The organism is Streptomyces sp. NPDC005202, assembly GCF_040608235.1.
Taxonomy (GTDB): Bacteria; Actinomycetota; Actinomycetes; order Streptomycetales; family Streptomycetaceae; genus Streptomyces.
Genome location: NZ_JBEXHW010000033.1, coordinates 1 through 11,004 on the forward strand (window position 1 = coordinate 1; position 11,004 = coordinate 11,004).

Genomic DNA, 11,004 nt, shown 5'->3' on the forward strand with positions numbered 1-11,004 from the left:
GGGCGGGATCGGCGATGATGCGTCGGCAGGCACGGTCTTCCACTCGGATCACGGGGCGTAGAGAACTCCATGATCTTGGAAGCCGTGCCTGTCACATTCCCCAAACCCCCGCCGAGCTGGCAGATCATCACGAACCGGACGTCAAGCGACTACGCCGAAGCCCTGGATGGAAGGGGCTGTTGCCTGATGGCCGGACACGTCCAAGACCGCTGGTACAAGAGCGAAACGGGTCCAGACGGCAAGGTCCGCAAGGTCAAGAGCGACCGTTATGGTTCCGGGCTTCGCTACCGGGCGCGGTACGTCGGCCCGGACGGTACGGAGAAGGCCAAGAGCTTTCCCGACCGGCAGAAGCGGCTTGCCGATCAGTGGCTCGCCCACATCGAGGCGGACATGGCGCGCGGGCAGTACATCGACCCGCGCGCGGCCCGGATCACCTTCCAGCAGTACACCGAACGCTGGGTAGGGACACAGGGCGCGGACCCGAACACTCAGGCCTCGATGGAGTCGCAGCTCCGGCTGCACGCCTTCCCATACCTCGGTACGCGTCCGCTCGGTTCCTTCCAGCCTGCGCACATCCGCGACTGGGTGCGGCAGCTCCAGGAGAACGGCATTCGCGGCTCGTATGCCCGGACGATCTACTCCAATGTGCGTGCTGCGTTGAGCGCGGCCGTGGATGACGGGCATCTCCCCCGCAACCCGTGCGCGGCTCGCTCGGTCCGGCCGCCGACTGTGGACACCAAGCGCGTCACGCCGTGGACGCCGGAACGGGTCTTCGCTGTTCGGGCCGCCATGCCCGAGCGCTTCCGGACGATGGTCGATCTCGGCGGTGGCTGCGGGCTCCGGCAGGGCGAGATTCTTGGGGTCGCCGTCGACGCGATCGACTTCGAGTCGGACACGCTTCACGTGGTCCAGCAGCTCAAGCTGAGCCGCAGCAAGGCCGTGTTCGCTCCGCCGAAGGGCGGCAAGCTGCGGGACGTCCCGCTCCCCGGGCCGGTCGCTGACGCCCTCCGGGCGCACATGAAGGAGTTCCCGCCGGGCGAGATCACGTTGCCTTGGAAGGTCGCGGACGGCCCCCCCAGTGACCAAGCGGCTGATCTTCACCGGCCCGCGTGGGGGTCATGTCTGGCGTACGTCGCTCAACGAGGAGGCGTGGAAGCGGGCACTCGCCTCAGCCGGCGTGATCCCTGAACGGAAGCCGGGCGAGCCGTACGCCGAGTCCCGCGAGAACGGGATGCACGCGCTACGGCACTTCTATGCCTCGGTGCTCCTGGACGCCGGGGAGAACATCAAGGCCCTAGCGGAGTACCTCGGTCACTCTGACCCGGATCTGACACTGCAGGTGTACGCGCACCTCATGCCGTCCAGTCAGCAACGCACCCGCAAGGCCGTAGCTGCCATCTACCAGGCTCAGTGAACGCCCCCACCCACCAACATGCGCGCTGCAGCATTAGTTGCAGAACTAGCTGCAGCATTAGTTTCGGCATTAGTTGCAGCATTAGTTTCGGCATTAGTTTCGGCATTAGTTTCGGCATTGGTTGCAGCAGCATTAGTGCTCGATGGAGCTTCGCTGGCCGCTAACTGACGGCCATCCTCACTTCCAGGCAGATCGGCGGCTCCGGCGTAGTGACGACCCGCCGGGACCGGAGCCGCTCACAGTATGCACCGGTCAAAGTGAGACGACTCAATGGATCAACGGAAACCCGCTTCAACGGATCAACGGTTTCATGGTTTTTTACCCACCCCCAGCAAGGCTACCCTTACCCATCCCGGCGAGGGCGGCCTATGCAGAGTTACTACGGGCTCCCACACACCACCGGGCCGGATGTGGGGCATAGGCATCACGCTTTAGCTGCGGATTTGTGAATTCCCAAGCACAACAGGTAAGTTCCTGCCACCGAAATAGCGGAGAGGCCGCCCACGCCAGGGCGACCTCTCCTCTCCATTCGGCACAATCATTACCCGTAGCATGGGAGAATTCATGAACCGCATGGAGAAGTCCATGGTGCCACGGCGCAGCCTGCGCATCGACCTCGTCCCCCGGGAACTTCCGTTCGGCCTCATCGGAGGCGGCGGGGCGGGGCTGAGCCTGTGGTCCGGGGCCCACCCTGCCATCGTGCTGCCGCTGGCGTTCGCGGTGTCCATCCGCGTGACGGTCCGCCTCGTCTAGCCTGACGGCCCAGGGGCGGCCCAGCCCCACCAAAAAGCCCCCGCCCCGCCAAGAATCAGCAGGTCGGGGGCTCGCTGGTATCGCGTTACTTCTTCTTGCCCTGGTTCTTGACCGCCTCGATCGCCGCTGCGGCTGCCTCCGGGTCGAGGTACTTGCCGCCGGGGGTGACCGGCTTGAAGTCGGCGTCGAGTTCGTAGTACAGGGGGATGCCCGTGGGGATGTTCAGGCCGGCGATGTCGGCGTCCGAGATCTGGTCGAGGTGCTTGACCAGGGCGCGGAGGCTGTTGCCGTGGGCGGCGACGAGGACTGTCCGGCCCGCGAGGAGGTCGGGGACGATGCCGTCGTACCAGTACGGGAGCATGCGGAAGACGACGTCCTTCAGGCACTCCGTCCGCGGGCGGAGCTCCGGCGGGATCGTCGCGTAGCGCGGGTCGCTCGCCTGGGAGAACTCCGAGTCGTCCTCGAGCGGGGGCGGCGGGACGTCGTAGGAGCGGCGCCACAGCATGAACTGCTCCTCGCCGAACTCCTCGAGCGTCTGCGCCTTGTTCTTGCCCTGCAGGGCGCCGTAGTGGCGCTCGTTCAGGCGCCAGGAGCGGTGGACCGGGATCCAGTGGCGGTCGGCGGCCTCCAGCGCGAGCTGCGCCGTGCGGATGGCGCGCTTCTGGACGGACGTGTGGAGCACGTCGGGCAGCAGGCCGGCGTCCTTCAGCAGCTCACCGCCGCGGACTGCCTCCTTCTCGCCCTTCTCGTTGAGGTTGACGTCCACCCATCCGGTAAACAGGTTCTTGGCGTTCCACTCGCTCTCGCCGTGGCGGAGGAGGATCAGCTTGTACGGTGCGTCGGCCATGCCTCAGAGCGTAATCCACGCATTCCCGCCCTCGCGTGGCACGCCCGGCAGGCGGACAGTTGACGGCATCTGTTAATCGAGTGGCCCCTCCCAACCCTCTCCCCGTAAGTTGTGCTCACCGCATGAGCCGCTTACACCTGTGGGGGGATCCGAGCCCATGTCCATCGCCGGTTTCAGACGTGCCGCCCGGGAAACCGTCTCCGGGCTCCCCCGCGAGTTCTGGTGGCTGTGGACCAGCACCCTCGTCAACCGGCTGGGGGCCTTCGTCGCCACCTTCATGGCGCTGTACCTGACCCTGGACCGCGGCTACTCCGCCTCGTACGCCGGTCTGGTCGCCTCCCTGCACGGGCTCGGCGGTGTCGTCTCCTCCCTCGGCGCCGGCGTGATGGCCGACCGGCTCGGGCGGCGGCCGACCCTGCTGGTCGCCCAGTCGTCCACCGCGGTGTCCGTCGCGCTGCTCGGGTTCGTGCGCGATCCCGTCGCCATCGCCGTCGTCGCCTTCCTCGTCGGCATGGCGAGCAACGCCTCCCGGCCGGCCGTGCAGGCGATGATGGCCGACATCGTGCGGCCCGAGGACCGTGTCCGGGCCTTCTCGCTCAACTACTGGGCGATCAACCTCGGCTTCGCCGTCTCCTCCGTGGCCGCGGGCTTCATCGCCGAGTTCAGCTACCTCGCCGGCTTCCTCATCGAGGCGGGGATGACCATGGTCTGCGCGGTCGTCGTCTTCCTGAAGCTGCCCGAGTCCCGGCCGGACGGCCCGTCGGGCGGCCACGAGGCCAAGGGCGACGCCGTCGGACTCGGGACCGTGCTCCGCGACGGCCGCTTCATGGGCGTCGTCGGGTTGTCCTTCCTCGTCGCGCTGATCTTCCAGCAGGGGTCCGTGGGTCTGCCGGTCGCCATGGGTGAGGCCGGGTTCACGCCCGCCGACTACGGCATGGCGATCGCCGTCAACGGCGTCCTGATCGTCGCCCTCCAGATCCCGGTCACCCGCTTCATCGAGCACCGCGACCCGCGGCGGCTGCTGATCGTCTCCTCCCTCCTCGCCGGATACGGCTTCGGGCTCACCGCCTTCGCCGGATCGGTCGGCGTCTTCGCCCTCACGGTCTGCGTCTGGACCCTCGGCGAGATGGTCAACGCGCCGACGCAGACCGGCCTGGTCGTGCGGCTGTCGCCGGTGCAGGGGCGCGGGCGCTACCAGGGCGTGTACACCCTGTCCTGGTCCGTGGCCGCCCTCGTCGCCCCGCTGATGTCCGGCGCCGTCATCGACCACCTCGGCGGGGCGTGGCTGTGGGGGCTGTGCGCGGGCGTCGGTACGGCCGCGGCGGTCGGGTACGGGGCGCTGATGCGGCGCCTGCCGCAGGAGCAGCCGAAGCCCGACGACACGCCGATGGGCGCCGAGCCGGAGGTCAGCGCGGCCTGACCTCCGGGTCCCCTGCCGGTGCCCCTCACGGATGCATCCGCGCGCCCTTCAGCACCTTGTCCACCGCGTTCCTCGGCCCGTACACCGCGAGCCCCACCAGGTCCAGGTCGCCCGTCCGTACGGCCCGTACCGCCGCGCGGTTGTCGCGGTCGTTGCCCGTGGTGAAGAGGTCGGACGTGAAGACGGCCCGGGGCTGCTGGAGGGCATCACCCTCGACGAGGCCGCCCGGCTGGTCCACGCCCATCCCGCCCACCTGGTACGGGCGTTCAGCGGCGCGTACGGGATCGCCCCGCATCAGTACCTGATGTCCCGCCGCGTCGACCGCGCCCGCCGCCTGCTGCTGGTGGGCCTCAGGCCGGCCGAGGTGGCCACCGCGACCGGCTTCTGCGACCAGGCCCATCTGACGTGGCACTTCAGGAAGTTGGTGGGCGTGACACCGGGCCGCTACCGCATCAGCTGCCGCTGAGCCTCGTGCAGGTTCCGCGGTCGTACGACGTTTGCCGTGCCGTAGAGCTCCAGGCGGGAGTGCAGGTCACCGGTGAAGTCGGGGACGTCGACCTGGTCGAACTCCGTGACCTCGTTGAGGCCGACCGTCGCGCTGTAGGGGGCCAGGTCGTCGATCTTCATCAGGCCGGCGCGGCCGTTGGTGACGCGGATGTTCCAGTGGGTGAAGCGGGCGCCGAACAGCGGTCCCGCGCTCGCGTCACCGCCGTGGCGGCCGTTGTTGTCGACGGTGATGTCGGTGCGGACGTTGGCGAAGGGCAGGCCGCGGTGGCTGTCGAAGGTGCCCATCTGCATCTCGCCGCGCGACCAGACGTTGTAGGAGGACAGGCCCTCGACGTTGATGCCGTGGAGCTGGGTGTTCGGCGGTGCCGGGACCGTGCGCTGTTCGATCGTGAAGTCCTCGATGAGGTTGTCGTGCGAGCCCTCGCGGCAGAAGTACGGGTGGTGGGAGCCCCGGCCCGCCACGCGCGTGCCGCGCAGGGTGCAGGAGGAGGCCGCCACCAGGCCGAAGCCGTTGTCGACGTGGCGGACCGTCACATCGTCCACCCAGCAGTCGTAGGCGCACTGGAGGACCACGCCGTTGTAGCCCTTGTCGAGGAGGTGCGGGGACTGCGGGGTCTCCACCGCCTCCAGGGTCAGGCCCTCCACGCCCGAGCCCGTCAGTTCCGGCACGTGCGTGGTCAGTCGCGGGTCCCATTCCGGGCGTACGTCGAGGGGGAGCGGGCGTTCCAGGGTGACCTTTCGGCCGCGGACGTGCGCGATGCGGACCGGCCACTCGTAGGGGACGTACGAGGTCAGCTTGGTCTTGTCGTCCCAGTAGTACGCCTCCGGGCCGGGACCGCCACCCGCCATGTGCTCCAGGAGCGTGTGCCCGGCGTCGTCGGCGAGGCGGAGCAGGACCAGCCGGCCGGGCCGCAGCCCGGACGCGTCGGCGACGGTCACGGTCCAGGAGCCCTGCTTCGCCGGTTCCACCGTCGTCAGCGTCGTCCATTCGTCGCGCTTGTTGCCGGTCCAGCCCTCGAAGGGCCACGCCTTGGCCTTGATGGCGGCGACGAGTGAGTCCCAACGGGCCTCGGGCGCCAGCCAGATGAGGCCTCCGGCCCAGGACCAGGACGACTTGTCGCCGCCGTAGCGGGAGCCGTACACGCCGATCAGTTCGGTGAGGTTCTTCGTCGCGTACAGCTTCGTGCGGCCGCTGCCGGCGCCCCGCAGCACGACGCCCGAGTGCCCGATGCGGATCAGGCCGTCGATGCGGAAGGTGCCGGGCGGGATGAGAACCGTGCCACCACCGGCCCGTCCGGCAGCAGCGATGGCACGGTTGATCGCGGGGGCGCAGTCGGTGGTGCCGTCCGCCACGGCGCCGTAGCGCGTCACGTCGGCCACGACGGGGCGGCGGGGGAAGCGCACCGCCCCGCCGCGGCAACCGGCCCGGCCGACGTACGGGATCTGCGGATGGGTGAAGGGGGTGCGGACGAACTCCCGCCACAGGAGGGGAACCTGGCCGGCAGGGGCACCGGATGGGGCGGCGGCCGCCGCCGTGCCGCCGGTCGCGGCGCCGGCCGCCACGGCGATGGCGCTGCCGAGCAGGAGCCGTCTGCTGATGCCCGTGCCCCTGCCGCCCGTGTGCGCGTGGTCCATGTCCGCCCGCCCTTCCATGTCACCTTCAGGGACTTTTCATGGATATGAACGACGTTCAGATCTGCGTCGGCGGTGAGCATGCCACGGAGCCCCGGGGCGGGGAAAGGGGTCGGGCGTGACGTAATCCGGCGGGGAGCTGAGGTCAGTCGGAGGACCGGTTGGTCAGATGCGTGAACGCCTCCAGGTTCCGCGTGGACTCGCCGCGCGCCACGCGCCAGGCGTACTCCTTGCGGATCGCGGAGGCGAAACCGAGCTCCAGAAGGGTGTTGAAGCTGCCGTCGGCGGCCTCGAGGACCTGCCCGAGCAGCCGGTCGGTCTCCTCCGCGGTCACGGCGGCCAGCGGCAGCCGTCCGGTGACGTAGACGTCGCCGTGCTGGTCGACGGCGTAACTCACGCCGTACAGCTTGAGGTTGCGCTCCAGCAGCCAGCGGTGGACGCCGGCCTCGTTCTCGTCGGGGTGGCGGATCACGAAGGCGTTCAGGGAGAGCGAGTGCCTGCCGACGATCATCGACAGGGTGGTCGACAGTTTGCGGGTGCCGGGAAGCTTCACGACGTAGTTGCCGGGCTCCGGGCTCTCCCACTCCAGTTCGGCTTCCTTCAGGACACCCTCGATGACCTGCATCGCGCGCTGCTGCTCTGCCTCACCCATGGTGGGAGCGTACGCGACGCCGATGGGCCTGCAACGCGGCCGTGTACACGTCGGCCGTGGCCGCGGCCGCGGTGTCCCAGCCGAAGGACTGGGCGTGCCGGGCGGCGGCCGCGCCCATCCGGGCCGGCAGCTCGGGGTTGTCGGCGAAGGCCCGCAGGACGCGCGCGTAGTCGGCCGGGTTGTGCCCCTGCACCAGGAACCCCGTCTCCCCGTCCCGCACGGCCACCGGCAGGCCGCCGACCGCGGCCGCGAGCACCGGCGTGCCGGCCGCCTGGGCCTCTATCGCGACCAGGCCGAAGGACTCGCTGTAGGACGGCATGACCAGCACGGAGGCGGCCCGGAACCAGTCCGCGAGCTGGTCCTGCCCGACCGGCGGCCGGAACCGTACGACATCGGCGATGCCGAGCCGTGCCGCCAGCTTCTGCAGCCCCTCGGGCCTGGCGAGGCCGCTGCCGCTGGGTCCGCCCACTACGGGCACGACGATGCGGGAGCGCAGCTCGGGCCGCTCGTCGAGGAGGACCCCGACGGCCCTCAGCAGCACGTCGGGGGCCTTCAGGGGCTGGATACGGCCGGCGAAGAGCGGGACGAGGGCGTCCTGCGGCAGGCCGAGGCGGGCGCGGGCGGCGGCGCGGCCGTCACCGGGACGGAAGCGGCCGAGGTTCACCCCGGGGTGCACGACGGCGACCTTGCCGGGGTCGGCGGCGTAGTACCGGACGAGCTCGTCGGCCTCCTCGGCGGTGTTGGCGATCAGCCGGTCGGCGGCCGCGACGATCTGGGTCTCACCGATGACGCGGGCGGCGGGCTCGGGGGTGTCGCCGTCGGCCAGGTTGGCGTTCTTGACCTTGGCCATGGTGTGCATGGCGTGCACCAGGGGGACGCCCCAGCGCTGGGCGGCGAGCCAGCCGACGTGGCCGGAGAGCCAGTAGTGGGAGTGCACGAGGTCGTAGTAGCCGGGGCGGTGGCCGGCCCAGGCCTGCATCACGCCGTGCGTGAAGGCGCACAGCTGGGCCGGGAGGTCCTCCTTGGCGAGGCCCTCGTAGGGGCCCGCGTCGACGTGCCGGACGAGGACGCCTGGAGCGAGCTCGACGCAGGGCGGGAGGCCGCCGGCGGTGGCCCGCGTGAAGATCTCCACCTCGATGTTGATCGCGGCGAGGCGCTGCGCCAGCTCCACGATGTAGACGTTCATGCCGCCGGCGTCGCCCGTGCCGGGCTGGTGGAGCGGTGAGGTGTGCACGGAGAGCATGGCGACGCGGCGCGGCCGACGGTGCAGCCTGAGCAGCGGGGGAGCCGCCGGGGAGCGACGCCCGAGCCTGCTGACGTACTGGCTCACGTGGCGTTCCTCCTCGCTGCGGGCATGCCGGTCGCTGGGCGCAGAGCACCCTGCAGGGGGTAACGCCGGAGGGGGTGGGGCCATTTCCGGTGCGGGGGTCTTTGCCCAATCATTACCGGACCTCGCTCAACCGTTCGATGCGCTCAACCGTTCGATGGTGGGGTGCGTGCCGCGTGCGGTGCGTGCCGTGCGGCCGGTACCGGGTGCCCGCATACCCTCTGATCCATGACATCCCGCGCAGCGACCCGCCCCGTGGGAACGGTGACGCGCGGGACGACCAATCCGAACCGACTGCGGCGCATGGACCGCTGGATCGCGGCCACGCACGGCGCCGAGCTGCGCCGGGCCGCCGATCCGGTGGCCGTCGACCTCGGGTACGGCGCCGCCCCGTGGACCGCGGTCGAGCTGCTGCACCGCCTCCGTACCGCCGCCCCCCGCGCGCGCGTGGTGGGCGTCGAGATCGAGCCGGCCCGGGTCGCAGCGGCGAAGCCGTACGAACGCGACGGACTCGTCTTCCGGCACGGCGGCTTCGAGGTCCCGGTCCCCCAACGGCCGCACCTCATCCGCGCGGCGAACGTGCTGCGGCAGTACGACGAGGCCGAGGTCGCCGCCGTCTGGGAGCGGCTGTGCGCGCGGCTCGCCCCGGCGGACGGGCACTCGCGCGGGGGCCTGCTCGTCGAGGGCACCTGCGACGAGATCGGCCGGCGGCACGTGTGGGTCGCGCTCGGCCCGGAGGGTCCCCGCACGGTCACCTTCGCCACCCGCCTCGGCTCCCTGGACCGCCCCTCCGACCTCGCCGAACGCCTGCCGAAGGCGCTCATCCACCGCAATGTCCCCGGCGAGGCCGTGCACGCCTTCCTGCGCGACTTCGACCGCGCCTGGGCGGCCGCCGCGCCCTACGCCTCCTACGGCGCCCGCCAGCGCTGGATCCGCGCGGTGCGCGACCTCGCGGCCGACTGGCCGGTGACGGACGGGCCCGCGAGGTGGCGGCAGGGTGAAGTCACGGTGTCCTGGCAGGCGTTGGCGCCGCGCAACTGATGCCGCCCCCTCCTGACCTGCGGGGAACGATCTTTGTGAGTCGTTCGTCACACAGGCGGGGAGATCGTCATGGGAGGGGCCGGAAGGGGGGAGGGGAGTGTTCGTCCGTTCGGGCCCCGACCGCGAACCGCCGCTCGCGCCTCTGTCGCTTTGCGTCGAGGCGTGGCACGATCCCCAGGCGACCGTAAGTTACTGACTGTAAATCAGGTTGGGGGCTGAGTATGGGACGGGGTAAGCACAGTGTGCTCGCGGCGGCCGTGACCGTGGTCTGCGCGGTCACCGTGCTGGGAGCGCCCGGCACGGCGCTGGCGAGCGCGAGGCCCGCCCCGACTCCGTCACCCTCCGCCTCCCCCACCGCCTCTCCGACGCTCCCGCCGGACAAGGACCTCGAGGCCGTCCGCGCCAAGCTGGACAAGCTCTACCACGACGCGGCCGTCGCCACCGACGCCTACAACGCCGCCGAGGAGAAGGCGAAGAAGCAGTCGGCCGAGATCGTCGATCTGGCCCGGAAGATCGTCAAGGGACAGCAGAAACTGGACGACTTGAAGGACCGCGCCGGCGCCGCGGCCCGCGCCCAGTACCGCGGCGGCGGGCTGCCGCCCGAGGCGCAGCTGATGCTGAGCGAGGACCCGCAGAACTTCCTCGACGGCGCGGGCCGGGTCCTGGAGGGCGAGCGGGCGACCAAGGGTCTGATCGGGGAAATGACCCGCACCCAGCAGGACTTGAAGCAGTACGCGAAGGACGCCTCCGACCGGTGGCAGAAGCTGGAGGCCAACCGCAAGGCCAAGGCCGCGGCGAAGAAGAAGATCCAGCAGCGGATCGCGGCGGCCGAGAAACTCCAGTCCAGGCTGGAGAAGCGGCAGCAGGAGCGCCTCGCCCAGCTGGAGCAGGAGGCCGCACTCAAGGCGCAGACGGCCTGGCTCGACACGGGCGTCCTCAAGGAGATCCGCAGCAAGGCGTCCGAGGCGGGCAGGAAGGCGGTGGAGTTCGCCACGGCCCAGATCGGCAAGCCGTACGAGTGGGGCGCCGAGGGGCCGAAGACGTACGACTGCTCCGGGCTGACCTCACAGGCCTGGGCGGCGGCCGGACACCCCGTCCCGCGCACCTCGCAGGAGCAGTGGAAGCAGCTCAAGCATGTGGACGTCAAGGACGTGCGCCCCGGCGACCTGATCATCTACTTCGACGACGCCAGCCATGTCGCGATGTACGTCGGCGACGGCGCGATCGTGCACGCCCCGCGGCCAGGGCGGACGGTCACGCTCGCGGGGGCCGGGTCGATGCCGATCCTGGGGGTCGTACGGCCGGACGCCGGCTGACGGCGGACGACGGGCACCTGCTGATGGCGGCGGCGGACGGAGCACACCTGCTGACGGCGGACGGCGGACGGAGCACACCTGCTGACGGCCGACGT

The 11,004-nt window shown here is 70.4% G+C and carries 10 protein-coding genes and 2 pseudogenes; 7 read left to right on the forward strand and 5 right to left on the reverse strand.

The annotated features are described in order from the left end of the window. Positions 1-186: 186 nt before the first annotated feature. The 3 genes and pseudogenes from ABZV31_RS31310 to ABZV31_RS31320 all read left to right on the forward strand — a co-directional run bounded on the left by ABZV31_RS31310 (position 187) and on the right by ABZV31_RS31320 (position 2,167). Positions 187-1,414 (forward strand): annotated as a pseudogene (locus ABZV31_RS31310) (site-specific integrase). Between the two features lie 18 nt (positions 1,415-1,432). Continuing rightward, the gene (locus ABZV31_RS31315) at positions 1,433-1,582 is read left to right on the forward strand and encodes a hypothetical protein (RefSeq protein WP_355900265.1); all 150 of its coding nucleotides are present in this window, start codon (positions 1,433-1,435) and stop codon (positions 1,580-1,582) included. A 384-nt stretch (positions 1,583-1,966) separates the two neighbouring features. Then, on the forward strand, positions 1,967-2,167 hold the full coding sequence (locus ABZV31_RS31320; RefSeq protein WP_355900266.1) for a hypothetical protein: 201 nt from the start codon (positions 1,967-1,969) through the stop codon (positions 2,165-2,167). Between the two features lie 85 nt (positions 2,168-2,252). On the opposite strand, the gene ABZV31_RS31325 is transcribed toward ABZV31_RS31320, so the two are convergent. Then, a complete protein-coding gene (locus ABZV31_RS31325) occupies positions 2,253-3,014 on the reverse strand; it encodes a phosphoglyceromutase (RefSeq protein WP_355900267.1) in 762 nt (253 codons plus the stop codon). 157 nt (positions 3,015-3,171) lie between these two features. On the opposite strand from ABZV31_RS31325, the gene ABZV31_RS31330 reads away from it, so the two are divergent. Then, positions 3,172-4,434, forward strand: coding sequence for an MFS transporter (locus ABZV31_RS31330; RefSeq protein WP_355900268.1), 1,263 nt, complete (start codon positions 3,172-3,174; stop codon positions 4,432-4,434). A 25-nt stretch (positions 4,435-4,459) separates the two neighbouring features. On the opposite strand, the pseudogene ABZV31_RS31335 reads toward ABZV31_RS31330, so the two are convergent. After that, positions 4,460-4,656, reverse strand: a pseudogene (locus tag ABZV31_RS31335) (DUF2000 family protein); the annotation flags it as partial. Between the two features lie 61 nt (positions 4,657-4,717). On the opposite strand from ABZV31_RS31335, the gene ABZV31_RS31340 reads away from it, so the two are divergent. After that, positions 4,718-4,900, forward strand: a complete 183-nt coding sequence (locus tag ABZV31_RS31340) for a helix-turn-helix domain-containing protein (protein WP_355900339.1) — start codon at positions 4,718-4,720, stop codon at positions 4,898-4,900. On the opposite strand, the gene ABZV31_RS31345 is transcribed toward ABZV31_RS31340, so the two are convergent. The 3 genes from ABZV31_RS31345 to mshA form a co-directional block, all read right to left on the reverse strand. Further along, entirely contained in the window at positions 4,879-6,594 is a 1,716-nt protein-coding gene (locus ABZV31_RS31345) for a glycosyl hydrolase family 28-related protein (protein ID WP_355900269.1), read from the reverse strand. The genes ABZV31_RS31340 and ABZV31_RS31345 overlap by 22 nt on opposite strands. Before the next feature lie 124 nt (positions 6,595-6,718). Next, positions 6,719-7,225, reverse strand: coding sequence for a YbjN domain-containing protein (locus ABZV31_RS31350; RefSeq protein ID WP_355900270.1), 507 nt, complete (start codon positions 7,223-7,225; stop codon positions 6,719-6,721). After that, a complete protein-coding gene (mshA, locus tag ABZV31_RS31355; RefSeq protein WP_355900271.1) occupies positions 7,218-8,555 on the reverse strand; it encodes a D-inositol-3-phosphate glycosyltransferase in 1,338 nt (445 codons plus the stop codon). The genes ABZV31_RS31350 and mshA overlap by 8 nt, the downstream gene beginning before the upstream one ends. A 225-nt stretch (positions 8,556-8,780) precedes the next feature. Between mshA and ABZV31_RS31360 the strand changes: the two genes are divergently transcribed. Continuing rightward, the gene (locus tag ABZV31_RS31360) at positions 8,781-9,593 is read left to right on the forward strand and encodes a class I SAM-dependent methyltransferase (RefSeq protein ID WP_355900272.1); all 813 of its coding nucleotides are present in this window, start codon (positions 8,781-8,783) and stop codon (positions 9,591-9,593) included. A gap of 221 nt (positions 9,594-9,814) precedes the next feature. Further along, positions 9,815-10,909 (forward strand): NlpC/P60 family protein, encoded by a 1,095-nt coding sequence (locus ABZV31_RS31365; RefSeq protein WP_355900273.1) that lies wholly within the window; start codon positions 9,815-9,817, stop codon positions 10,907-10,909. Positions 10,910-11,004 lie beyond the last annotated feature (95 nt).

Bases quoted from the DNA above. Each gene is read 5' to 3' on its own strand.
- ABZV31_RS31315 (WP_355900265.1), top strand. From the start codon at position 1,433: ATGCGCGCTGCAGCATTAGTTGCAGAACTAGCTGCAGCATTAGTTTCG.
- ABZV31_RS31320 (WP_355900266.1), top strand. From the start codon at position 1,967: ATGGGAGAATTCATGAACCGCATGGAGAAGTCCATGGTGCCACGGCGC.
- ABZV31_RS31325 (WP_355900267.1), bottom strand. From the start codon at position 3,014: ATGGCCGACGCACCGTACAAGCTGATCCTCCTCCGCCACGGCGAGAGC.
- ABZV31_RS31330 (WP_355900268.1), top strand. From the start codon at position 3,172: ATGTCCATCGCCGGTTTCAGACGTGCCGCCCGGGAAACCGTCTCCGGG.
- ABZV31_RS31345 (WP_355900269.1), bottom strand. From the start codon at position 6,594: ATGGAAGGGCGGGCGGACATGGACCACGCGCACACGGGCGGCAGGGGC.
- ABZV31_RS31350 (WP_355900270.1), bottom strand. From the start codon at position 7,225: ATGGGTGAGGCAGAGCAGCAGCGCGCGATGCAGGTCATCGAGGGTGTC.
- ABZV31_RS31360 (WP_355900272.1), top strand. From the start codon at position 8,781: ATGACATCCCGCGCAGCGACCCGCCCCGTGGGAACGGTGACGCGCGGG.
- ABZV31_RS31365 (WP_355900273.1), top strand. From the start codon at position 9,815: ATGGGACGGGGTAAGCACAGTGTGCTCGCGGCGGCCGTGACCGTGGTC.